This window comes from Corynebacterium sp. CCUG 61414, from assembly GCF_024453945.1.
Lineage (GTDB): Bacteria > Actinomycetota > Actinomycetes > Mycobacteriales > Mycobacteriaceae > Corynebacterium > Corynebacterium pseudogenitalium.
This window is the reverse complement of sequence record NZ_JAGPYU010000015.1, coordinates 25607-49635: the sequence shown is the minus strand read 5'-3', so window position 1 is coordinate 49635 and position 24029 is coordinate 25607. Positions and strand designations below refer to the sequence as shown.

22 protein-coding genes are annotated in these 24029 nt (G+C 63.8%); 1 reads left to right on the top strand and 21 read right to left on the bottom strand.

Annotated features, from left to right (window positions below; translation table 11 throughout):
• Positions 1 to 14 precede the first annotated feature (14 nt).
• The 17 genes from holA to ndk all read right to left on the bottom strand — a co-directional run bounded on the left by holA (position 15) and on the right by ndk (position 16655).
• Positions 15 to 941 carry a DNA polymerase III subunit delta gene (gene holA / locus KBX14_RS09595; protein WP_256042424.1) on the bottom strand — a complete coding sequence of 309 codons (927 nt, stop codon included), beginning with the start codon at positions 939 to 941 and terminating at the stop codon, positions 15 to 17.
• Between the two features lie 5 nt (positions 942 to 946).
• Entirely contained in the window at positions 947 to 2581 is a 1635-nt protein-coding gene (locus KBX14_RS09590) for a ComEC/Rec2 family competence protein (protein WP_256042423.1), read from the bottom strand.
• A gap of 3 nt (positions 2582 to 2584) precedes the next feature.
• Positions 2585 to 3241, bottom strand: coding sequence for a ComEA family DNA-binding protein (locus KBX14_RS09585; protein WP_305083623.1), 657 nt, complete (start codon positions 3239 to 3241; stop codon positions 2585 to 2587).
• 127 nt (positions 3242 to 3368) lie between these two features.
• The gene (locus tag KBX14_RS09580; RefSeq protein WP_256042422.1) at positions 3369 to 4166 is read right to left on the bottom strand and encodes a DegV family protein; all 798 of its coding nucleotides are present in this window, start codon (positions 4164 to 4166) and stop codon (positions 3369 to 3371) included.
• Positions 4167 to 4805: a histidine phosphatase family protein gene (locus KBX14_RS09575; protein WP_256042421.1), complete on the bottom strand. Its 639-nt coding sequence runs from the start codon at positions 4803 to 4805 to the stop codon at positions 4167 to 4169. It abuts the gene before it with no gap.
• Positions 4806 to 4809: 4 nt separating this feature from the next.
• On the bottom strand, positions 4810 to 5280 hold the full coding sequence (rsfS, locus tag KBX14_RS09570; protein ID WP_070478390.1) for a ribosome silencing factor: 471 nt from the start codon (positions 5278 to 5280) through the stop codon (positions 4810 to 4812).
• Between the two features lie 56 nt (positions 5281 to 5336).
• Positions 5337 to 5978 carry a nicotinate-nucleotide adenylyltransferase gene (gene nadD / locus KBX14_RS09565; protein WP_256000919.1) on the bottom strand — a complete coding sequence of 214 codons (642 nt, stop codon included), beginning with the start codon at positions 5976 to 5978 and terminating at the stop codon, positions 5337 to 5339.
• A 4-nt stretch (positions 5979 to 5982) separates the two neighbouring features.
• Positions 5983 to 6399 (bottom strand): hypothetical protein, encoded by a 417-nt coding sequence (locus KBX14_RS09560; RefSeq protein WP_256042420.1) that lies wholly within the window; start codon positions 6397 to 6399, stop codon positions 5983 to 5985.
• Between the two features lie 28 nt (positions 6400 to 6427).
• Positions 6428 to 7357, bottom strand: coding sequence for a cutinase family protein (locus KBX14_RS09555; RefSeq protein ID WP_256042419.1), 930 nt, complete (start codon positions 7355 to 7357; stop codon positions 6428 to 6430).
• 98 nt (positions 7358 to 7455) lie between these two features.
• Positions 7456 to 8721, bottom strand: a complete 1266-nt coding sequence (locus tag KBX14_RS09550) for a glutamate-5-semialdehyde dehydrogenase (protein ID WP_256007953.1) — start codon at positions 8719 to 8721, stop codon at positions 7456 to 7458.
• Entirely contained in the window at positions 8721 to 9629 is a 909-nt protein-coding gene (locus KBX14_RS09545; RefSeq protein ID WP_256042418.1) for a D-isomer specific 2-hydroxyacid dehydrogenase family protein, read from the bottom strand. The genes KBX14_RS09550 and KBX14_RS09545 overlap by 1 nt, the downstream gene beginning before the upstream one ends.
• A gap of 21 nt (positions 9630 to 9650) precedes the next feature.
• Positions 9651 to 10787, bottom strand: coding sequence for a glutamate 5-kinase (gene proB, locus KBX14_RS09540; protein WP_256042417.1), 1137 nt, complete (start codon positions 10785 to 10787; stop codon positions 9651 to 9653).
• A gap of 17 nt (positions 10788 to 10804) precedes the next feature.
• The gene (obgE, locus tag KBX14_RS09535) at positions 10805 to 12325 is read right to left on the bottom strand and encodes a GTPase ObgE (RefSeq protein WP_256042416.1); all 1521 of its coding nucleotides are present in this window, start codon (positions 12323 to 12325) and stop codon (positions 10805 to 10807) included.
• A 112-nt stretch (positions 12326 to 12437) separates the two neighbouring features.
• Positions 12438 to 12758: a 50S ribosomal protein L27 gene (gene rpmA, locus KBX14_RS09530; RefSeq protein ID WP_256042415.1), complete on the bottom strand. Its 321-nt coding sequence runs from the start codon at positions 12756 to 12758 to the stop codon at positions 12438 to 12440.
• Positions 12759 to 12783: 25 nt separating this feature from the next.
• Positions 12784 to 13089, bottom strand: a complete 306-nt coding sequence (rplU, locus tag KBX14_RS09525) for a 50S ribosomal protein L21 (protein ID WP_071567665.1) — start codon at positions 13087 to 13089, stop codon at positions 12784 to 12786.
• 200 nt (positions 13090 to 13289) lie between these two features.
• Positions 13290 to 15965 carry a translation initiation factor IF-2 N-terminal domain-containing protein gene (locus tag KBX14_RS09520; RefSeq protein ID WP_305083627.1) on the bottom strand — a complete coding sequence of 892 codons (2676 nt, stop codon included), beginning with the start codon at positions 15963 to 15965 and terminating at the stop codon, positions 13290 to 13292.
• Between the two features lie 279 nt (positions 15966 to 16244).
• Positions 16245 to 16655: a nucleoside-diphosphate kinase gene (gene ndk / locus KBX14_RS09515; RefSeq protein ID WP_070478404.1), complete on the bottom strand. Its 411-nt coding sequence runs from the start codon at positions 16653 to 16655 to the stop codon at positions 16245 to 16247.
• A 72-nt stretch (positions 16656 to 16727) separates the two neighbouring features.
• On the opposite strand from ndk, the gene KBX14_RS09510 reads away from it, so the two are divergent.
• Complete coding sequence (locus KBX14_RS09510) at positions 16728 to 18194, top strand: AMP-binding protein (protein ID WP_256042413.1); 1467 nt, start codon at positions 16728 to 16730, stop codon at positions 18192 to 18194.
• Here the strand turns inward: KBX14_RS09510 and KBX14_RS09505 are convergent.
• Genes KBX14_RS09505 through KBX14_RS09490 form a run of 4 tightly spaced genes read right to left on the bottom strand, consistent with a single transcriptional unit; the run spans position 18191 to position 23856 of the window.
• Entirely contained in the window at positions 18191 to 18625 is a 435-nt protein-coding gene (locus KBX14_RS09505; protein WP_256042412.1) for a DUF4233 domain-containing protein, read from the bottom strand. The two genes, KBX14_RS09510 and KBX14_RS09505, sit on opposite strands and share 4 nt — an antisense overlap.
• Complete coding sequence (locus tag KBX14_RS09500) at positions 18622 to 20118, bottom strand: folylpolyglutamate synthase/dihydrofolate synthase family protein (protein ID WP_256042411.1); 1497 nt, start codon at positions 20116 to 20118, stop codon at positions 18622 to 18624. Before KBX14_RS09500 ends, KBX14_RS09505 begins: the two co-directional genes overlap by 4 nt.
• On the bottom strand, positions 20119 to 22827 hold the full coding sequence (locus KBX14_RS09495; RefSeq protein WP_256042410.1) for a valine--tRNA ligase: 2709 nt from the start codon (positions 22825 to 22827) through the stop codon (positions 20119 to 20121). It abuts the gene before it with no gap.
• A gap of 42 nt (positions 22828 to 22869) precedes the next feature.
• Positions 22870 to 23856, bottom strand: a complete 987-nt coding sequence (locus tag KBX14_RS09490; RefSeq protein WP_256042409.1) for a malate dehydrogenase — start codon at positions 23854 to 23856, stop codon at positions 22870 to 22872.
• Between the last annotated feature and the right edge of the window lie 173 nt (positions 23857 to 24029).

The window sequence follows — 24029 nt, the reverse complement described above, 5'->3', positions numbered from 1 at the left end:
GTTTTCTTACGCTATCACGCGAGTTGGGCAATCCTGCGGACTGCTTCTTCCACCGCGTACTCCGGCTCCCCACCATTGCCCTTCACCGTAGACTCCAGCTCAGCGACAATGATGACGGCCTGCGACACCGCATCACCCGACCACTGGCGCGCAACGTTCATGGTCTTCTTCACCACAAAGGGGTGCATCCCGACCGTTCGCGCGAGCTGGTCCGGGTTGCCGCGCACCCCATACAGCTTGGCGATGTCCCCGACCTTGTGCGCGAGCGCCGCCGCGATCGCCACCGGACTCGTGCCCAGCTGCAGTGCCCGGCGCGTGGAGGCGAGCGCGCGGTCGGCGCGCCCGGCGATGGCCTGCTCTGCGATGTCGAAGCCCGCGACTTCCGCCACGCCCGTGTAGTAGTTGCGCACAGCGTTTATGTCGACTTCCCCGTCGGTGTCCGCCACGAGCTGGCTCACCGCACTGGCGAGTTCCCGCAGGTCAGAGCCGACGGATTCGAGCAGCGCAGCGACAGTGTCCGGGGTTGGGCGCTGCCCGTAGCGCCTAAACTCCTGGGTGAGCCACGAGTGCCGGTCGCGGTCGCGCAGCGGGTTCGCGCGGTGGACCTCGGCGATCTTTTCGAACTTCTTCACATAGGCTTTTTGACGCCCACCTCCGGAGTGCTCGATGATCAGCGTCATACCTGGCGCCGGGTCCACGCAGGCGCGCAGCAGGATCTCGAGCGGTTCCTTGCCTGCCAGCTCGGTGTTCTTGATCAGCACGATGCGTTCCTCGGCGAACAGTGACGGGCTGGTCGCCATGGCCAGTTCGCCTTCGGTAACGTCGCCTGCGCGTAGGGTGGTGCGCTCCGCAGCTGGGCTGAGCTGGGCGATGATGGCTTTGGTGGCGCGTTCGGCGAGGAACTCGTCTTCCCCGAGGACCAGGTGCACTGGGTTGAGCATGCTTCTTAGCGTAGCTGTTGCCTCCCATCTGCGTAGAGGACGGGCACCGCTCCCCGGTTGGGGAAGATGACGGGGATGCCGTCCGGGGTTGCTGCCGGCCGCTTGGGTGCGCTGCCTTCCTCGAGTACCACGACGAGCTCGGTGCCTGACGGGATGGGAAGGATGTCGTCTTTGGTGGCCACGACGTGGCTGCGGAGCGTCGCGGGATCCACAACGGCGCCTCGCGGCCACGCGATACAAACGCTTGCTACCACCGCGCAGGTCAGGCACAGCGCCAGTGTCCGGCGGCGCCACGGCACAAGCAACAACACGGCGACCACCCACCCGTAGCCGATAAGCACCGTCACCGGGTTCGCAGCAACTGTGGCGGCGGGCAGCGCCGCTCCATGTTCAGCCACAGCGTGGACCCACCAGGTCAGCGGAGAGATCACCCACAGCACGATCGACTCAAGACCTCCCGGCAGCACCGCCAGCACCACCGCGCACAGCCCAAGCACCGTCACCAGAGGCGTGACGGGGGCCACCAGCACGTTCGCGCCAACAGAGACCAGCGAGACCTGCCCCGCCATCGCGGCCACGAGCGGCATCGTCGCAACGTCGGCGGCGATGGCGACCGCGACGGCACGTACGAGGATGTCCGGCAACGTCGTCGGTGCGAGCGCCCTGTAGAACAGCGGGAAGAGCACCACGATGCCGACGGTCGCAGCCACCGACAGCGCAAACCCGTAGTGCAGCGCCAGGTCGGTATCGAAGAAAATGAGCGCAATCACCGCCAGGCACAACGCGTGAATGACCTCCGTCTGGCTCGATGAGACGACCGCGACGAGCCCCACCAGCCCCATCACCGATGCCCGCAGCACGCTCGGCTCCGGCCCAACGAGCAAGGCGAACACCGCCAACGCAGCACCCGCTGCAACGAGCCTGCCATAGAGCCCGATGCGCAGCGCTGCAGCTACTACCACGGCGAACGTCGTCACGATGGCAACGTTCGAACCCGATACCGCCGAGAGGTGCGATAGCCCGGTAGCGATGTACGCCTGCTGCTCCGACGCCCCCTGCATCGAGGTATCGCCCAGCACCATGCCCGGGATGAGGCCCTGCGAGTGTTCCCCGACGTGCTCGCGCACTGCATCGGCGAACGTTGCCCGCACGTGCTGCGCCCACCCGGATGCACCCGTCGGCCCGGCCAACGGCTCGACCGTGCCATTGACCGCCCACGGGTTGACGCCCACCCGCGACGACTCCGACACGGTGCCGTCCACCCGCACCGTCGCACCACTGACCACCCCATCGGGGACGCCGCCGCGGACAAACACCGGCAGCTCCGCGCCACCGCTCCCGGCGCGCACGCCTACCAGCATCCCGCCAGAGTCAAGCTCCTTTGGGGCAGCGGTCACGGTGGCCTCCACCGGCAGGCGCAGCGTTCCCGCCCGCGCCACCGCGATGCGGACCCAGGCCACCACGACGGCCGCCACGCCACCGGAACCGGCCAACACCGCCTGGCCCACCGCACGCGCACACCCGCACAGCACCACCGCCGCGACAATCACCGCGAACCCCGCCCACGGCGCGAGCGCAACAGCCACGATCGTCGCTATCCAGACACACAGCGCCGTGGGCACCAGCCGAAGCTCCTGCACCGCTTACAGCCCCACCAACGGCGCAATCGCCTCAAACTTCGCAGGGCCAATCCCCTTGACCTGCATCAGATCCTCGACCTTCTGGAACGGACCATTCGCCTCCCTGTGCGCGATAATCGCCGCCGCGGTCGCCTCCCCCACCCCGGGCAGCGTGACCAGCTCCGCGGCCGACGCACCGTTGAGCGAAATCTGACCTGCCGCGTCCACAGCACCACCATCCCCACCTGGCACGGCAGGGCCTTCACCGATTGCGACGACGTGGAGCTGTTGGCCGTCGACAAGCACTTGAGCGAGGTTCAACTGCAGCAAGTCCGCGTGGTCGAGCGGCTGCGCAATATCCAGCGCATCCGCCACGCGGGAACCCTGGTTCAGCGTCACCAGCCCAGGATTTGCCACCTCCCCCACCACCGCAACCACCACGCGCTCCGGCACATCGGTCGCAGTAGCAACGTTCTCCCAAACAGGCGCATCCTCCTCCGCAACATCCGGGCCGCGGACCTGCACCACCGCCCACAGCACCAGTAGGCTCATCACAACCCCCATCACCGCGGCCGCCGGCTTCACCGGAACGTGCACGCGAGGAGTCGGGTACTTCACCTGCAGCAGCGCCTCCTCACCAGTCGGGCGCGTAAGCTCTTGAATCCGTTCACTGACCTGCATAACCACAGGCTAAAACCGGCGTCCTCGCCCCAACAGACCAAGCAAACCCGTTGTGGACAACCCCCAAACCGCACACCCCGTGCAGGCTACTTCTCCACAGCCGCCGCCAACCCCCTTGACAGCGCCGCTACGTGCGTGAACCAAACACGACCGACAGCCCGATCGCGCCGGGCCCGGTGTGCGCGGCAAGCACATCGACCATTGGCTCCACCAGCACTCGTGAGTGCCGCGGCAGCACCTCATCAAGCATGCCCGCCAGCTGCTGCGCGGACTCTTCCGCGTCCGCATGCTGCACCGCAGCAAACACCGGCTGGGAATCCGCACGCTCCAAAACAAGCTCCGTGAGCTTGGAAAACGCCTTCGTCTGGGTGCGAGTCTTGCCTGCTAACTCGAGCTTGCCGTTGTGCATCCGCAGAATCGGCTTCGTTGCCAGCAACGCCGCCGACAACACCGCAGTCCCCGTGGAAATCCTGCCAGACTTGCGCAACCAGTCCAGCTGGTGCAGGTAGCACCACGTCTCCGAGCGCTTCAGCGTGGACGAGGCCATCGCTTCTACCTCGTCGAGGCTCGCCCCCTCGCGCGCGACGGTCGCCGCCGCCATCGCTGCCGCCCCGACCGCCATACCAACGGTACTGGTGTCGAGCACCCGCACGTTCCCCGGAAACACCCCCGAAGCAGAAACCGCCGCGGACCAGGTGGAAGAAAAGTGCTTCGACAGGTGTAGGGCTACCACGCCATCGTCCCCAGAGCGCTCGAGCTGACGCCCGTAAGCCGCTGCGAGTTCCAAGGCCGACAGCCCGCTCGTCGATACTTCATCGTCTTCGACATGCTCCGTGACGTGCAGCGGGAGCACCGTAATGTCGAGCTCACTGGCAATATCAGCTGGCAAGCCCGCCGAGGAATCAACAACAACCCGTACCGCCATTTAGACCGTCAACCCCTGGTTCCACGCCTCGAGGTACCACTGCACGCCAGTGTCCGGCTCGCCGTAGCGCGGCAACGCCTGCAGCTGCGCAAAGTTCGCGTTACGCAGGCTCTTCATCATCGGGTACTGCGAAATCTCCAGGTCCAGCAGGCTCGACGTCAGCGCCGCGATCGTACCTCCGTGGGCGACAAGCAGCACCGCCGCGTCATCCCACTCGTCGAAGTGCTCCATCAACTCGTCAACAACCGGGCGCGCCCGTTGCGCGACGTCAATCCGGCTCTCACCTTCGGGCGGCGCCCACGTTGGGGTATTGCGCCAGTGGGCGCGAACGCTGCCGTCGACACCATCAACCTCGGCGTGTGTCTTGCCCTGCCACTGCCCGAGGTGCGTCTCGCGCAGGCGCGCATCATACGTCACCGGCAGCTCGAGGTGCTCCGCGACGATCTGCGCCGTGACTGCAGCCCTACTCAGGTCCGAAGCCACAATCTTGGCGACGCCCATTTCTGTCAACACCGGCGCAATGTTTCGCGCCTGCTGCCTCCCCTCTTCCGACAACTCCGTGTCGAGTTGCCCCTGCATCCTCGACGTGGCGTTATACGTGGTTTGGCCGTGTCGCAGCAAGATGAGTCGTCGCGCCATGGTGTTAGAACTCGTCCTCGTCCTCAGGGGCATCGCCTGCCAGCGGAAGGTCTTCAATCTGCTGCGCCGAACGCACACTCTCGCCGTCCGCAAACGCACCCGGGCGTTCGTAGGCTGGCAGGCCCTCCACGCTAATTGCCGGGCAGTCTGCGTACAGGCGGTCCAGGCCGTAGAAGTCGCGCTCCGGGCTGCGCTGCACGTGCACCACGATGTTGCCGTAATCCAGCAGCACCCAGCGGTTTTCGCGAACGCCCTCGCGGCGCTTCGGCTCGAAGCCGGCGTCGGTCATGTCGTCCTCAATCTCCTGGACGATCGCGTTTACCTTGCGTTCGTTGTCCGCGGAGACAATCACAAAAATATCGGTAATGCCGATCACGTTCGACACATCGATGACGCCGATGTTCTCGCCGAGCTTCTCGTCGGCGGCCTTCGCGGCGATCGCGGCCTGATCAAGAGAGATCTGCAGAGCAGTCAAGTACTCAGTCCTTCGTCAGTAATGAAAAATAGCAGTAACGCGCCTATTGTCCCACGCTAAGGGCGCTGTTCGCCACTTGAACGATATAGGTCGTTTTTCGCAATGTACTGCACCACGCCATCTGGCACCAGGTACCACACCGGGCGGCCTTCTTTAGCGCGCTCGCGGCACCCCGTGGACGAGATCGCCATCGCAGGAATCTCAATCAAATGCACCTGCTCCTGCACGTCTTCGGGCAAGAAGGCCTCGCTCAGCTCGTAGCCGGGGCGCGTCACGCCGACAAACTGCGCCAGGTCAAACATCAGGTCCCAATCGCGCCACGACATTATCGACGCCAACGCATCCGCGCCCGTGATAAAGAACAGTTCCGCCTGCGGCAACAGGGCGCGCAAATCCCGCAGCGTGTCCAGGGTGTAGGTCGGCCCCTCCCTGTCAATGTCTACCCGAGAGACCGAGAACCTCGGATTCGAGGCAGTCGCGATGACCGTCATGAGGTAGCGATCTTCAGAGTCGGTGATCTGCCGATCCGCTTTCTGCCAGGGCTGACCCGTCGGCACAAACACGACCTCGTCAAGGTCAAAACGGTCGGCGACCTCGCTCGCGGCCACGAGGTGGCCGTTGTGGATCGGGTCGAAAGTACCGCCCATGACCCCCACTCGTCGGGCGTCGCGCAATGATGCTGCTACGGCCTCTGCCACGTGCTTACCCGATCCAGACGTTCGCCTGCTCGAAAGCGAGCCAGAACGCTGTAAGCCCCACGCCAACAATTGAGCCAAGCACAATGAGCAGGATGCCCCACCACGGCAACTTCTCCTTACCTTCTGCGGATGAATCTGGGCGCTGCTTCATCGATGACATCGAGCTGGCGTTGAGGTCTTCACACACCGGCTTGCCATGCTCGTCAAGCACTGGGATGCGCTGCCCGTTGGCGTCGACAAGTACGTTGCCCTTGCCATCCGTCCGGAACTGGCACTTCTGCGATTGGATGTATACCCCGCGTGAGGGCGTCGGCACCGCCACGCCTGCTTCAGTCTCCTGAGCCTGCGCAACCGACACCCCACTGGTCAACAGCGTCGCTGTTACAAGAGCGCTACACGCTATCCGCTTCCACGAAACCATGACTGTATCCTTGTCCTTCCGTCAACTCTTAGCGGTACCGAACCTGATCAACAAAGCGACCAAAAGAGTCTGCCACCTGGTCATCCCAACGGTTCCACCGCAGGAAGTACTGGCCGTGGGTACCGCCCGTCGGGGCAGCAGCCCGCAGGACCTGGACGGAAAGATCGCACACTGCATCCAGCGGCAAGCAGTAGTTGACCTTGTTGCGGGTCGCACCCGCGGTGCGGGTGTTAAACGGCAGGAAACCAAGCATGCCGCCTGCACCGCCGTTTGCCACGCCCACCGTGCCAGCATCACGCGCGGCAGTCATCGGGTTGCCAAAGTAGACAACGCCCGCTAGCTTGCCGCGGCGTGCCAGCTCACGCTCGTGCTCCAGCAGGATCATCGCGCCCTGTGAGTAGCCGGACAGCACGTACTTCGGATGGCACCCGCTCGCGCGTTCGTAGTCGTTCACCAGCGCCATCACGCCAGTGCGCCCAATGTTGACGGAGTCCATAAAGTCCGTGCCAGCCTGTCGCGCCATCGTAAACAACGGCACCGCGTACTGGATAGCCAAACCCAGCGCCTGCAGCAGCGTCGCGGGTGCTGCAACGGAAGGGACATCATAATCCGGGTAAATCGCTGGGTAGTAGCGCGGCTCCATACCGAGGACTTCCACGTCCTTCATCAGGGAGTTCCCGCCGTGAGTGGCACGGTAGCGCGACTCCGAATAGCGAAGGAAAGCGCGAATGGTCTCCCCCTCCCAACCATTCGAGGTCCACGGGGCGTCCCCGGCATAGCGTGTTCGGTAAATCTGGTTATTCTGACCGGAGCCGCGTGCAGCGATTACCGCAACCGAAGGGCACCGCTGCTGGGCGGTCGCTTCCTCCGTCGGCAGCACGGGGGTAACCACCGCAGCTGCTGCTGCGGCGAACGCAACTGCAGTTACGGGTAGCCGACGACGGAAAAACGTACGCATTTTGCGGAACACTATGCACCTTCTCTATGGATGAGTCACACCTTGGACTCCGGGTGTGAAGAAACTGCGCATTAGTGTAGCCCGCCCACACCATTTTCCTAACTTCGAGTCTGCCCGCTGCCCTCCAGGATCCACTTCGTGCTTGTCAGTTCAGGCAACGCCATTGGTCCACGTGCGTGCAGTTTCTGGGTAGAGATCCCGATCTCTGCACCCATGCCGTATTGCTCGCCATCCGTAAACGCGGTCGAGGCATTGAGCATGATGGCTGCCGAATCCACGTGGTCCGCGAAGTACTGCAGCACGCGCGCATCAGTGGCGACCACGGCTTCCGTGTGCCCCGAGGAGTAGCGTGCGATGTGCTTCGCGGCCCCCTCAACGCCGTCGACGACACCGACGGCAACGTCCATCGAAAGGTACTCCTCCGCCCAATCGTGCTCGTCGACCTCGACTACGTCGCAAGCCCCGAACGCACCAAGTGCTGCCGGGTCCCCGTGGACGGTCACGTCGGCGTCCTGCAGTGCCTTTACGACGGCCAGCTTGTCCGCATCCGGCAACGCCGCGTCAAGCAGCACCGTTTCGGTCGCGTTGCACACCGACACCCGGCGCGTCTTGCCATTGACGACAATGTCGGTCGCCTGCTGAATGTCCGCTGAAGCATCCACGTATACGTGGCAGTTGCCAGTGCCGGTCTCGATGGTTGGCACGGTTGCTTGGGTAACGACGGCGTCGATAAGCCGGGCGCTGCCGCGCGGAATGACCACATCGACGAGGCCGCGTGCCGTGATGAGCGCGGTGACGGAGTCGTGCGAGTCGCTCGGCAGCAGCTGGACCGCCTCGGTTGGCAGCCCCTCCTTCGCCAGCACGTCCTGCAGCACCGCGACCAGCGCCGCGTTCGAATGCGCCGCCGACTTCGAACCACGCAGCAGTGCCACGTTGCCTGACTTCAGCGCCAGGCCAAACGCATCGACCGTGACGTTCGGGCGGGCCTCGTAGACCATGCCCATCACGCCGAGCGGCACGCGAACCTGGCGCATCCGGATCCCGTTGTACATCGTGCCGCCGCGCACCACATCCCCAACTGGGTCGTGGAGGCTCGCGACCTGACGCAGTCCGTCCGCGATGCCCGCGATACGTTGCTCATCCAGCGCGAGCCTGTCTACCAACGCTTCGTCCATGCCAGCCGCGCGGCCTTCCTCGATGTCGCGGGCATTGGCCTGCAGAATCTCCGCAGTACGTGCTTCCAGCGCCCGCGCCGCGTGCTGCAGCACAGCGTTTTTGCGAACGGTCGGTAGCGTTGCGATCACCGGGGCCACCTGCTTCGCAGCCTTCGCCAACTGCAGCACCTGAGCTTCGATAGTCGTCATTAGTATCCTTCCTCCACATCAATCTGCGTCGGCAACGGGCGGCCCTCTTGCAGTGCCTCCCAGTTTCGGCGTGTCAGTTCACCCACGCGCGCTTGCATGTAGCGCGGGATGTTCGCGGTGTGCAGGGTAATCAGGCAGCGGTCCATCTGCCACAGCGGGTGATCCTCCGGCAGCGGCTCAGGGTCCGTCACGTCCAGGCCAGCGCCAGCAATCGTGCCATCCTGCAGGGCCGTGGTCAGCGCCTCCGTATCAATCAGTGGGCCACGGCCAACGTTGACCACCGCCGCGTTCGGCTTCATCGCGCGCAGCACCTCCGCGTTGACGAGGTGGTGCGTCTGCTTCGTCAGTGGCGCGATGAGCACGAAGTAGTCCGCCTCCGACCACACATCCTGCGCCTCGGACATCGCCACGGTGCGTTTGGCCCCCGGCACCGGGTTGCCGGAGCGGTTCACCGCAATAATCTCCGGCCCGAACGGCTCGAGGAAGCGGATCAGCATCTTACCGATGCCACCCGCCCCAATCACCGCGACCTTCTTGTTGTCGAACAGGTAGTCCGTCTCCTCGTTGAGCTGCCTGTCGTTCCACTGCGGCGTCACCGCCTTGTGCCGGTGCAGCACCCCCAACAGCAGCGCCAGTGCCGCCTCGGCCACAGTGTCGTCGTATATCCCGGCGGCATTAGCCACCGGCACATCGACATCGAGCACCCCTGCCTCTACCAGCTTTTCGACGCCCGCATACGCCACCTGCACAAGCTTCACGCTCGGCGGTAATTCCTCTGGGAAATCTTCCGGATTCCCGCGAAACACCAACACGTCTGGAGACTCGTCGAGGTCCACAAACGTGTGGCCGTGATCTGTCAGGTCATCGACGACTGCGTCCCAAGGTTTCGGTAAGAATGCAAATTTCATGCACCCCAACCTAGCGTGTATTTACAGACGGGTGGCGAAATTTGATAAATAGTCGGCGTGCACGACGGGTTTGCGCTGCCCTTCCGGCAGCTCATCCGTGTGCTTGCCCAACATGCCGGCAAGCTCCGCGGCATCATACGCAACCTCGCCGCGCCCGACGGCTTCCGAGTCGGGCCCCAGGATCTCCACGATGTCACCGGCGTGGAAGTCCCCCTCGATGTCGGTGATACCCACCGCGAGTAAGCTCGTGCCCCCACTGGTGACGGCCTGCACGGCGCCTTTATCCAGGCGCAGCACGCCTTCAGCGTCCGCGGCGTAGAGCGCCCAGAATTTCCATGCCCTAAGCGTTGACTGCTCACGGGTGTGGAATACGGTTCCGCAGCTTGCGTCCTGCAGCGCCTGCGAGATTTTGGTCGCGCTGGTCAGCAGCACTGGCACTCCGCCGCGAGCAGCCAGACGCGCCGCCGACACCTTCGCCGCCATGCCACCGGTCCCAAGCGCACCACCATCACCGGCCACGACGCCCTCGAGGTCAGCGCCGGTACGGACCTCGGAAACGAACTGTGCCTGCGGGTCGGCGGGGTTGCGGTCGTAGAGGCCGTCGACATCTGAAAGCAGCACGAGCGCATCCGCCCCGATCAGCGTCGCCACGATCGCCGAGAGCCTGTCATTATCGCCGAAGCGCATCTCGGAGGTCGCCACCGTGTCGTTCTCGTTGACAATCGGCACCGTGCCCAGCTGCCGCAGCCGGTCGATCGTACGCTGCGCGTTGCGTGCACGCTCGCGCACGCCCGCATCAGCCTGCGTCAACAGCACCTGGCCCACCGTGCGTCCATGCCTGGCGAAGGAGGCGCCCCACTCCTGCGCGAGGTGCACCTGCCCCACTGCCGCGGCGGCCTGCTTCGTCGCCAGGTCGCGCGGGCGTGCCCGCAGCCCCAGCGGGCTCATGCCTGCAGCAATCGCGCCGGAGGACACCACCACGACGTCGGTGCCCGCATCCATGCGATCCACCAGCGCATCCACGAGGCGGTCAATCTTGACCCTGCTCACCGAGGAATCCTCATTGACCAGTGAGGAGGTACCAAGCTTGACGACGACCCGCTTCGCACCAGCAATGTGCTCGCGAAGCTGCGCCTCCGTAGTTGTTGCTGCGTTCATAGCAGCTCAGTGTAGCGCTAACCCTGCCAACGTTCCCGGTCGGCTGTCTCCCCGTCGCCGAAATCGAACTCGTCGATGAGTCCGCGGCGCGCCTGCGACGCGCGCTTGCGTTCCGCGGCGGAAACACGCGTGGTGTCGTAGAGGCGCGCGTCCTGGCCGCGTCCAGCCAAGGTGGGATCACCAGCTCGCGACGGCTCCCACTCGAACGAGATGTCACCGATGGTGACGGTGTCGCCCTCCATGGCGCCGATCTTGCGCAACTGGTCCTCCACGCCGGCCTTGTTCAGGCGGTCCGAGAGGTAGCCGACTGCCTCGTCGTTTTCGAAGTCGGTCTGGCGAATCCAGCGCTCCGCCTTCTCGCCAGTGACCAGCCAGCCGCCCGGCCACATCGGGTCAGGAACAACTTCGATGCCGCCCTCCTGCGCGTGCCCACGGCGCCTTGGCGCAACCGCCTTCGGTCGCAGCACCTCCGTAGGAGTTGCCTTCTCGGCTTTCACGCGTCGCTTCCTGGCACGCTCCACGATGTTCCACAGCGCCCACTTCAGCGGGTCAAGGCCCTCGCGGGTCGCGGTGGAGATCATGTATACATCCCAGCCGAACTTTTCCTTGATGTCGTCCTCCAAGAACTCCGCGAGCTCCCGGGCCTCCGGCACGTCCATCTTGTTCAGCACAACGATGCGAGGGCGCTCACGCAGGTCACCGAGACCAGAGTCCAGGTCAAGCTGGTCGGCGTAGGAGTCAAGCTCGTGCTCGAGCGCCTCAATGTCAGAGATCGGATCGCGCCCCGGCTCCATCGTGGCCACGTCCACGATGTGCGCGAGCACCGCGGTGCGCTCGATGTGGCGCAGGAAGTCCAGACCCAGGCCCTTGCCCTGGCTCGCCCCCGGGATCAGGCCCGGCACGTCCGCGATGGTGTACGTATCGTCGCCGACGTTGACCACGCCAAGGTTCGGAGCGAGCGTCGTAAAGGGGTAATCCGCGATCTTCGGCTTCGCGGCCGAAAGCACCGAAATCAGCGAGGACTTCCCCGCCGACGGGAACCCCACTAGCCCCACATCCGCCATGGACTTCAGCTCGAGGATCAAGTCGTGCGCTTCGCCAGGCTCACCCTTGAGTGCGAAGCCCGGGGCCTTGCGCTTCGCGGTGGCAAGAGCCGCGTTGCCCAACCCACCGAAGCCGCCTTCAGCCGCAAGGAAACGGGTGCCCGGCACCGTCAGGTCGGCGAGGATTTCCCCGTCCTCACTACGCACAACGGTTCCAACTGGGACCTCCAAGATAAGGTCCTCTCCGCGGGCGCCGTTTCGGTGATCGCCCTCCCCATTGCCGCCGCGCTTCGCCTTGACGTGCGGGCGGTACTGGAAGTCCAACAGCGTGTGCACCTGGTTGGACACCTCCAGCACGATGTCGCCACCGTGGCCGCCGTTGCCGCCATCCGGACCACCGAGGGGTTTGAATTTTTCGCGGTGGACAGAGACACAGCCATGTCCGCCGTCACCGGCCTGGAGGTGCAGCACCGCGCGGTCAACAAATTGGGCCATTAGTTCCGCCTTCCTTGCAAAAGAGTTCTAGTAGTGGAGGGTACCGGGTTGTGGGAAAGAAAAACACCGCGCACCCGGTCGGGGTGTGCGGTGTTTCAAGTAATGCTACGGGTTACGCAGTTTCCTGTGTGACGCCAGCTGCCTCTGCGGCCTCGAGCACCTCTGCCGAAACGCCTTCGCCGTCCGCTGGGACGATGTTGACGATGCGACGGTTGCGCTTAATGCCGAACTGGACTGCGCCAGCTGCCAGTGCGAACAGCGTGTCGTCGCCACCGCGGCCGACGTTGTCGCCTGGGTGGAACTTGGTGCCACGCTGACGAACGATGATCTCGCCCGCCTTTACCTGCTGACCACCGAAACGCTTCACACCGAGGCGCTTCGACTCTGAGTCACGACCGTTCGAGGAGCTTGATGCACCCTTCTTCGTTGCCATTGTCTATTTCTCCTTAGTGCAAGTCTTACTTGATAGCAGTGATCTTGATGGTTGTCTGTGGCTGACGGTGGCCCTGGCGGACCTTGTAGCCGGTCTTGTTCTTGTACTTCAGAATGTCGACCTTCTTGCCTTTGCCGTGCTCGACAATCTCAGCCTCAACAGAAACCTTGGACAAAGCATCAGGGCCTGCGGTGACATCCGCGCCATCGACGAGCAGAACCGGGGTGAGGGCAACCTTGTCGCCCGCTTCACCCTCGATCTTCTCGACCTTGACGAGGTCGCCTTCGGCAACCTTGTACTGCTTGCCGCCAGTCTTGACGATCGCGTACATAGAGGGTTACCCCTTATCTAAACTCGTTGTGTCTCCCCGCATGCACAGAAGACAGTTGGTACAGTTCTCTAGCGCTTTGTGGCCTTTCGAGTTCCACCGTGCCTGCATGCGTAAACGGCGCGGCTTCACAGCCCAAAACAGCGACTGTCAAATACTACACAGAAGCGGGTGCGATTATCAAACCGCACCCCACTGCTCCTCTATTTGGAAGAGGTTCGGCGTGTCGCGCGTCGCCGCCTGCGCCGCGCACTCGCCTTCGACTCCTGTTTCTTCGTCGCAGGCTTGGTTGCCTTCTGCTTCGTTTCCTTCGCCTTCGGTTGCTCCTGCTGCTGCGGCTGGGACGTCTTGCGCACTGCGCGCCGACGCCCGCGCCGGCGAGGAGACTCCGTCACCTTCACCTTCGGCTGCTCTTGCGCTTCCTCGCGTGGAGCTTCCTTCGCAGGTTCCTTAACGTGCTCCTGGCGTTCAAAGTCTTCACGCTTTGGCTTGTGGTCCGAACGGGAGTTACCGCGGGTCGCTCGCTTCCGGCGCGGGGAGCGCTCGAAGGCGTCGACGGCCTCCTCGTACGTCTGCTCAGGCTTGCCCTTCTCCTGAGCCTGCTCCTGCGGCTTGTCCTGTGGCTTGTCCTGTTCCTGCGCGCGCCCGCGCCCGCGACCCGTGCCTCGACGCCCACGGCGGCGCGAACCAGACTCGCGCTTGGAGGATTCACCTACTGTAGGCGGCTTCGGCTCGTCGTTGTCTTCGTGTGCTTCATTATCTTCGGAAACAACCGAGCCGACCAGCTCGTCGATAGCCTTTTCGTCCAGCTTGCTGCGGCGCTTCTCCTCCGCCTTCTTGTTGGAACGCTCGCCATTCGACTTCCCGCGACGCTTGCCGCGGCCACCGCGGTGCTGCAGGTCGTCCTCCTCCGGGTTGTACGTCGCGTGCTCAACAGGCTCCTCGGTAATGATCACACCGCGGCCACCACAGCACTCGCACGGCTTGGAGTAGGTCTCAAGCAGACCATCGCCGAGCTTCTTGCGGGTCAGCTGCACCAGGCCGAGCGAGGTGACCTCGGAGACCTGGTGGCGGGAGCGATCACGGCCCAGCGTTTCCTTCAGGCGACGCAGCACCAGCTCCTTGTTTTCATCCAGGATCATGTCAATGAAGTCGATGACCACCATGCCGCCGATGTCGCGCAGGCGCAGCTGGCGGACGACTTCCTCCGCGGCCTCCAAATTGTTCGCGGTGACCGTCTCCTCGAGGTTGCCGCCGGAGCCAGTGAATTTGCCGGTGTTGACGTCAATCACCGTCATGGCCTCGGTGCGCTCAATAACGAGCGTGCCGCCCGACGGCAGCCACACCACGCGGGCAAGCGCCTTCTGGACCTGCTCGTCGATGCGGTGCTCCGCAAAGGCGTCGGCACCGTCGTGCTCGGAGCGGTCAAACTTGGTCACGCGGTCCAACAAGTCAGGCGCGACGGACTGCAGGTAAGCGTGCGCAATGTTGTAGGACTTCTTGCCGTCGATGATCAACTCAGAGAAGTCCTCGTTGAAGACGTCGCGGACGACGCGGACGATCAGGCGCGGCTCTTCGTAGAGCAGCACCGGGCGCGAGCCCTTCCCGTTCTTCGCGGCTTCTGCCTTTTCCTGCACCATTTCCCACTGTTTGTGCAGGCGCTGGACGTCCTCAGCAATCGCTTCCTTCGACATGCCCTCGGCAGCCGTACGAATAATCGCCCCACCCTTGCCAGGCACAACCTCGTTGAGGATGCCCTTGAGGCGCTTGCGTTCGGTGACGGGCAGCTTGCGGGAGATCCCAGCGTTACGGCCACCCGGCACGTACACGAGGAAACGTCCGGCCAGCGAAATGTGCGTTGTCAGGCGAGCACCCTTGTGCCCGTTAATATCCTTCGAGACCTGCACCATCACCTGGTCGCCGGACTTCAGTGCGTGCTCAATCCTGCGCTTCTTTCCGCCAAGCTTCGCAGCCTTCCAGTCAACCTCGCTGGCGTAGAGCACCGCGTTGCGCCCGGTTCCGATGTCGATGAACGCCGCTTCCATGCCCGGCAGCACGTTCTGGACACGGCCCATGTAAATATTGCCGATGATCGACGCGTTATCGTCCGTGGACACAAAGTGCTCCGCAAGCAGCCCGTCTTCCAGGACCGCTACCTGCGTGATGCGGCCTGGGCCGTCGTTGCGGTCGCGCTCGCGCACCACCATCGTGCGGTGCACCGACTCGCGCCGCGCAAGGAATTCCGCCTCAGAAACAATACGGGAGCGCTGGCGCTCCGCTTCTCGACGCTCACTCCGCCGACGACGCTGCGCCTCCAGACGGGCGGAACCGCTGATCCCCTTCGGCTCATCGATGATCTCAACCTTGGGTTCCTCGGCCTTCGGTGCCTCGTCCTTGCTCTCGTCCTCGGGCGTGTCTTCTGTTTCCCTCGGTGCCGAGGTACGCACCACGCGGCGGCGCTTCGGGCGCGTTGGCGCTTTGAAGATCGGCGCGTATTCGATCGTCGCCTCTTCCTCGGGCTCTGGCTCTTCCTCAGTGTCCGGTTCGGCCTCAGGCGCTGGTTCAGGTTCCGGAGTTGGTTCGGGCTCCGACTCTGGCTCGTCGGCGGCCTCGAATGTGGCGTCGACTTTCTCCTCGATCTGGTGGATCTCGTTTTCAACGTCCTTGCGCACCCGCTCGCGGATCTTTTCGTCGCTACTGTCTTTCGACTTCTTCGCCTCAGCTTCATCCGCGGGCTGCTGCAGCGCATCGATGACCTTCTCGGCTTCCTCCCGAGTAACCGAGGACTGCGCAACCTTTGTAATTCCCAACTCAGTCAGCGCGACGACAACGTCCTTCGACGCCACCCCCAACGCCTTCGCGAGCTGGAACACCCGCATTTTGTCTTTCAGGGTTGATCGATCAAAGTCCTGAATTTCGGTATGAGATTTTTTCGCCACGTACGTGCTCCTATATTTTTGCATCTGCAAGCTGCGTCAACCGGGCGCGAAGCCGTTGCCGCTGCCACACGGCTGACACACGTTCCTACAGAAAGTTGTAAAAAGCTTGCCTCCATTGTGGCACACGACGCCGACTGCGCCTATTTCAACGTCGCTGCCAACACAACAAAACCGCCCACCCTGCCATGTACAGCAGGATGGGCGGTCGAAGCGTGGTTCTTACTTGTTCGGGAACCAGATTGCGATCTCGCGCTCGGCGGACTCTGGGGAGTCGGAACCGTGGACGACGTTCTCGCCAACGGTCAGGGCGAAGTCGCCGCGGATGGTACCAGGGGTTGCCTTGGCAACCGGGTCGGTGCCGCCGGCGAGCTGGCGCCAAGCCTCGATAGCGCGCTCGCCCTCGACGATACCTGCTACCAGCGGAGCAGAGGTGATGAAGTCAACGAGTTCACCGAAGAACGGCTTGTCCTTGTGCTCTGCGTAGTGCTTCTCTGCGGTCTCACGGTCTGCGGTGCGCAGGTCCATCTCGACCAGCTTGAGGCCCTTACGCTCAATGCGGGAGATGATCTCTCCGACGTGGCCGTTTGCAACGCCGTCTGGCTTAATCAAAATCAGTGTACGTTCAGTCATGTCTCCCTACCCTACTAAACAACAACCACCGGGTGCGAACATCTTGATGTGGGGGTGATTAAAGTTTGCTCCATGACATATGAGAGTCCCCTGCAGCCAATTCTGGACGTCGGCACGCGAGCGCGCTCCATCACCGATCTGCTCTTCGGCAACCTCGGCGAGCATGCATCGGCGCCGGCGCTCACGGAGGTCGAGACGGGGCGCAGCGTGACCTATGCGCAGCTTCACCAGGAGGTGCTGGCGCTCGCCGCCACGTTGCGCCGCCGCGGCATCGGTCCCGGGGATTGCGTCGCAGTGCAGCTGCCCAACGGCATCGATTTCGCAGTCACTTTCCTCGCGTTGGTGCAGGTGGGGGCGTCGGCAAGCTTGTTGGGGACGAGTCTCACCGCGACCGAACGCGACCACCTCTGCGCGCTCGCCGAGGCCAAAGTTCTTCTCGACGCCCCCATCGCCCCCACCGAACCACCCGAGCGCAGCGCCTCCCCAGCCGGGCCGGAAGATATCGCCGCGGTTGCCTTTTCCTCCGGTACCACCGGTTTGCCGAAGGCCGTCGAGCTGACCCACCGCAACCTGTGCGCGAACATGCTGCAGTTTTCGGCCGCGCTGCGCGCAAGCGGTATCGGCGCGGGCACCCCGACACTGGCGCCGCTGCCGTTCGCCCACATCTACGGGCTGAACACGCTGCTGCTGTCGTCGCTCTACGCGCGCCACCATATTCACACGATGGCAGGCTTCGACCTGGGAGCGTTTATTGAGGCGCAGCGAAGCCACCGTATTGAGTTGGGCTTTATTGCGCCACCCATCGCGCTTGCGCTCTCACGACACCCGGAGGCAACCGCGGAGGCGTTCGCGGACTCCCGGTTCATGGTGTGCGGTGCCGCCCCGCTGGATGCTGCGTTGGCGGACAGCGTTGAGCAGCGGCTCGGCACGGTGATCCTGCAGGGCTACGGCACCACGGAGACGTCCCCGGTGACCCACGTGGGCATTGCCGGGAGGTCGAAGCCGGGCTCGATTGGGTTCGCGGTGCCGAACACGCAGTTCCGCATCATCGACCTTCGCGACGGCCACGACGTCGCCCCCGGCAAACCCGGTGAGATGCTCATCCGGGGCCCGCAGGTGATGCGGGGCTACCGCAACGACCCTGAGGCAACCCAGGCAACGATCACTGGTGGGTGGCTGCACACCGGGGATATCGTCACGCTGGCTGAGGACGGCACCGTCTACATCGTCGACCGGGCGAAAGAAGTGATTAAGTACAAGGGCTTCCACGTCGCCCCCGCTGAGCTCGAAGCGTTGCTGCGCACCCACCCCGCGGTTGCCGACGTCGCCGTCGTCCGCCATATCGTGCGCACCCACGGGATCGACTGCGAGGTCCCGCGCGCCTGCATCGTCGTTGCCGACGGTGCTACGTTGAGCCGCGAGGAAATCATGGAGTGGGTTGCCGAGCGCGTGGCCGGATACAAAAAGATCCGTGAAGTCACCTTCACGGATCACATCCCCCGCAACGCGGCGGGCAAGATTTTACGGCGCGAACTCTAGTCGGCGTCCAGGTGCTGCGTGGTCAGGTAGCCGCCACGCATGCGCTGCACAATGTCGGAGCGCAGCTTCACGATGAAGAACCACACCAGGCCGAACATCAGGCCAACCACCGTGACCGACCAGTGCACGAAGAACCCAAAGATGAGCGGCACCTGCAGGGCCAAGTTAATCCACATCGCGCCCGGAAACTTCTGCGCGAACGCCATCACCGCGTGGGCGACGCCGATGACCACGATGTACACCCAGTTGAACGTGGTCCAGTAGGCGCCACCGTCGACTTTAAGAATCACGAGCAGGATGAGCAGCACGGTGATCGATTCCATGATCAGCGTGCCGGAGAGCACCCCGCGCAGTCCTGCGATTGGGTCCTTGACCGGCTCGTGCCCGAGCCCGAGCGGGCTGATCGGCGGTTGGCGTTTTTCTCTGCTCACTCTGGGTCCTTTCCAAACATGGTGCGGGCCTCCCCCGCGGTCACGACAGAGCCGGTGATGATCACACCGGAGCCGGACTGCACGCCGACTTCCGCAAGGGCGTCCTCGGCAAGCTCAACGGCTAGCTCGTAGGCGGACGGCAGGTGCGGCTGCACGTGCACGCGCTCATCGCCGAAGATGGAGCGGGCGATCTCGGCAAGGTCTTCGGCCTCCATCGCGCGTGGCGAGGAGTTCTGCGTAATCACGACTTCCGTGAGCGCCGGCTCTAGCGCCTGGAAAATGCCAGCGGCGTCCTTGTCACCGAGGATGCCCAGCACGCCGATGAGTCGGGTGAAGTCGAAGTCGTGCTGCAGTGCCTCCGCGAGGGCGGTTGCGCCGTGTGGGTTGTGGGTGGCGTCGATAAACGTGGTGGGTGTGGCGCGCACTCGCTCGAGCCTGCCCGGAGAGCGGACCGCCGCAAAGCCTTCCCGCACTGCCTCAATGTTGAGCGGGTGCTCGGCGTGTGCGCCGTGGAATGCTTCGACCGCCGCGAGCGCGACTGCCGCGTTGCGGGCCTGGTGTGGGCCGGACAGCGGCAGGAAGATGTCGTCGTAGCTGCCGGCGAGCCCCCGCAGCCGTAGCTGCTGGCCTCCGACGGCCACCCCGGCTTCCTCAACGCCGAACTCGGAGCCGAGGCGCGCGACGGCGCTACCGACCTGGACGGTCTGCTCCAGCACCACACGCATGGCCTCCGGCTGCTGATCTGCGATGACCGTGACGGAGTCCGGATTCGTGATGATGCCGGCCTTCTCGCCCGCGATCTGCTCGATGGTGTCACCGAGGTACTGCGTGTGGTCGATGCCGATCGGCATGATCACGTTGACGTCCGCGTCGATCACGTTGGTTGCGTCCCAGCGGCCACCCATGCCGACTTCCACCACGGCGATGTCCACCGGGGCGTCGGCAAACGCGGCGTAGGCGATGCACACCATGGCTTCGAAGAAGCTCAGCGGCTGGCCGAAGTGGTCGTCAGCCATCGCGAGGTACGGCTGAATCTCTTCGTAAATGCGCACAAAGTCCGCGGGGTGGATTGGTTGGCCGTCGATCCCGATGCGCTCGGTGATCAACTGCAGATGCGGGCTCGTCGTGCGCCCCACCCGGTGCCCGAGGCTGCGCAGCAGCGACTCGATCATTCGGGTTGTCGACGTCTTCCCGTTCGTCCCCGCGACGTGAATCGCTTTGAACGAACGCTGCGGGGAACCCAGCAGGTCCATGACGTACTCGACGCGCTCGAGCGTCGGGTCGATCTGCGTCTCACCCCAGCGCTCCTCGAGCTCCTGCTGGACCTCACGCAATGCCGCGAGGTCCTCAGGCGTGACCTCGCGCGCGACGACGTCTTCTGTCTCCTGCGCCTGCGGCGCGCCCAGGTTCAGGCGTAGCCCAGACTCCTCGACGGAGATATCGAACTGCTCGGGTAGCTCCGGAAGCTCCGGCAGGTCAGCATTGTCGGCCATCTACGCCTCCGGCAGCTGCGCCAGGCGCGCCGTCACACGTGCGAACTCTTCCTTCGCAACCTGCTGGCGCACCTTGATCTTCTCAACGACCTGCTCCGGCGCGTTCGCCAGGAACTGCTCGTTGCCAAGCTGACGGCCAGTGGTATCGAGCTCCTTCTCCGCCGCCGCGAGTTCCTTCTCCAGGCGCTTGCGCTCGGCCGCAACGTCGACGGTGCCGGAGGTGTCCAGCGCCACGTCGAGCGTCGCCTGGCTCAGGCGCATCTCAATGCTTGCCGACGCCGCAAAGCCCTCAGCAGGCGCCTCCACCCGCGCGATATCGCGGATTACGTTTTCCAGCCCAGCCAGGTCCGCCTTGGCAAAGTCAAGCTTCGCCGGCACCTTCTGGTTCGGCTTCACACCCTGGTCTGCACGGAAACGACGCAGCTCGGTAATCAGCTTGATCGCATCCTGGATCCTGCGGCGCGCTACATCATCCGTTTCGACGCCACCATTGGTGTCCTCCGCAGTCGGCCACGGCGCCTGCGTCACCGAAGGCTGCTGCGTCAACGCGGTCCACAGGACCTCGGTGATGAACGGCATCGTCGGGTGCAGCAGGCGCAGCACCACGTCGAGCACGCGGCCGAGCACGATCTGCGTGTTGCGCCCCTGCGCGGTCTCGCCCTCGCGCGGGATCTGGGTCTTTGCGATCTCCAGGTACCAGTCGCACAGCTCGTCCCACGCGAAGTGGTAGAGATCCTCGTTCGCCTTCGCGAACTGGTAGTCGTCCAAGTAGGCGTCGACCTTCGCGCGGACTTCCTCCGCGCGGTCCAGGATCCAGCGGTCGGCGTCCGTCAGCTCCTCGCGGGCCGGCAGCGGACCAACCGCTGCGCCGTTCATCAGAGTGAAGCGGGTCGCGTTGTACAGCTTGGTGGCAAAGTTACGCGCGGACGTGGCGTTGTCCTCACCGATCGGCAAGTCCACGCCCGGGTTCGCGCCGCGCGCAAGGGCGAAGCGCAGCGCGTCAGCGCCGTAGCGCTCGACCCAATCCATCGGGTCGATGCCGTTGCCCAGGGACTTCGACATCTTGCGGCCCTTCTCGTCGCGCACCAGGCCGTGCAGGTACAGGTCCGTGAACGGGATGATCGGACGGCCGTCAACCCCCTCGCCGAGGATCTCCGGGGTGTTCTTTCCAGCAAAGGTGCCGAACATCATCATGCGGGCAACCCAGAAGAACAAAATGTCATACGCGGTAACCAGCACGGACGTCGGGTAGAACTTCTCCAGATCCGGCGTCTTTTCAGGCCAGCCGAGCGTCGAGAACGGCCACAGCGCAGAGGAGAACCAGGTATCCAACACGTCCGGGTCCTGGGTGTAGCCAGCCGGCGGCTCCTCGTCAGGGCCGACGCAGACCACTTCGTCATTCGGGCCGTACCAGATCGGGATGCGGTGGCCCCACCACAGCTGGCGCGAAATCGTCCAGTCGTGCATGTTGTCCACCCAGTCGAAGTAGCGCTTCTCCATCGACGCCGGGTGAATCTTCGTATCGCCATTACGGATCGCGTCGCCGGACATCTTGGCCAGTTCTTCAACCTTGACGAACCACTGCAGGCTCAGACGCGGCTCAATTGGCTCGCCGGAGCGCTCCGAGTGGCCCACCGAGTGCACGTACGGGCGCACTTCCTTGACGATGCGGCCCTGCTCCGCCAGCGCCTCGCGCACCGCCACGCGCGCCTCTTCGCGGCTCATACCGTCAAACTTGGTGCCGGTATCGGCGATGTGGCCGGTCTCGTCCATGATGATCGGCATGTCCAGGTTGTGGCGCAGGCCCATCTCGTAGTCGTTCGGGTCGTGCGCAGGCGTGATCTTCACCGCGCCGGTGCCCAGTTCCATATCGACGTAATCGTCGGCAATCACCTGAATCTTCAAGTCATCGCGGAACGGGTGGTCAAACTCCTGGCCAACCAGGTCCGTGTAGCGCTCGTCGTCCGGGTGGACGGCAATGGCGACGTCGCCAAGCATGGTCTCAACACGGGTCGTGGCAACGACCAGGTGCGGCTCGTCGTCGTTGAGCGAGCCGTAACGGATGGAGACGAACTCGCCCTCAACGTCCTTATAAACGACCTCAATGTCGGACACCGCGGTTTCCAGCACGGGCGACCAGTTCACCAGGCGGTAGTCGCGGTAGATCATGCCCGCGTCGTAGAGCTGCTTGAAGATTGTTTGCACTGCGCGCGAGAGGCCGTCGTCAAGGGTGAAGCGCTCACGCGACCAGTCGACGGAGTCACCGATAGCCCGCATCTGCGTGGTGATGGTGCCGCCGTACTGGTGCTTCCACTCCCACACCTTGTCCACGAACTCTTCGCGGCCATAGTCGTAGCGGTCCTTGCCCTCCTCGGCCTTCAGCTTCGCCTCGACCTTCGTCTGCGTAGCGATGCCCGCGTGGTCCATACCCGGCAACCACAACACCTCGTAGCCCTGCATGCGCTTGCGGCGCACCATAACATCAATGAGCGTGTGGTCCAGGGCGTGGCCCATGTGCAGCTGCCCCGTCACATTCGGCGGGGGCAGCACCACAGAATAAGCAGGCTTGTCCGAGGAAGCGTCAGCGGTGAAGTATCCCTTCTCCACCCAGCCCTCGTACAAAGCCTGCTCGTGTTCGCCGGGCTCCCAAGACTTCGGGAGCGCATCGGCTCGGTTCTTGCCTACCAAATGTTCAGTCGCGTCAGTCACGGTTGACTATCTTAGCCATCAACCTCCGGTAGGCGCGACCGGTTAGAAAAGCTTGGAGGCAATCTCCCACTCGCCGCGCATCGCTTCGACGTTCTTGTCGATGCGCTCACGCTGGAAGTCGCTGATCTCCAGCCCCTCGACGACCTCCCACTTGCCATCGCGGCCGATCACCGGGAAGCCGAAAAGCAGCCCCTCCTCGACACCGTACTGGCCGGTGGAAGGCAGCGCTGCCGTCGTCCACTTGCCGTCGGTGCCGTTGACCCAGTCACGCATGTGGTCAACTGCCGCAGACGCAGCCGAGGCCGCCGAGGACTTACCGCGAACCTCGATGATCTCACCGCCGCGCTTGGCAACGCGCGGGATGAACTCGTCGACGTACCAATCGCGGTCCAGCTTGTCGGCAATCTTCTCGCCGCCGACCTCAGCGAAGGTCACATCCGGGAACTGAGTATCCGAGTGGTTGCCCCACACCACCATCTTTTCAATTGTCGACGACGGCACCTCCAGCTTCTGCCCCAGCATGGACAGTGCGCGATTCTGGTCCAGTCGCATCAAGGCATTGAAGCGCTCGGCAGGGACATCCGCCGCGGCCTTCGCAGCGATGCGCGCGTTGGTGTTCGCCGGGTTGCCCACGACAAGCACCCGGATATCGTCCGCAGCGCCAGCGTTGATGGCCTTACCCTGCTCGACGAAGATCTTGCCGTTCGCGGTGAGCATGTCCGCGCGGGACTCGCCCTTACCGCGTGGCTTCGCGCCAACCAGGAACGCGGCGTTTGCGCCCTCGAATGCCTTGAACTGGTCATCGGAAACGTTGATGCCAGTCACCAGTGGGAAGGCAGAGTCGTGCAGCTCCATCGCGGTACCCTCCGCCGCGCGGACAGCTGCCGGGATCTCGAGCAGCGTCAGCTCGACCGGCTGATCCGCACCGAAGACGTCGCCGGAGGCAATACGCCACAGCAGGGAGTACGCAATGTTGCCTGCTGCGCCGGTGACAACGACTTTAACGGGAGTGGAAGAACGGTGTGTCATAGAAAAACCTCGGGTCAATAGTGTGCGGTATCTGACATTCAAAGTATAGGTAGCTCAACCGACACACTACCCCCGAAATCGTGCATACCCTCCCCCTTTTAGGTCTAAAAGGCATAGTAAGGCAGACAAATTCCCGTTTTACACGGTGCAAATTCTCAAATGGGGGCATCATA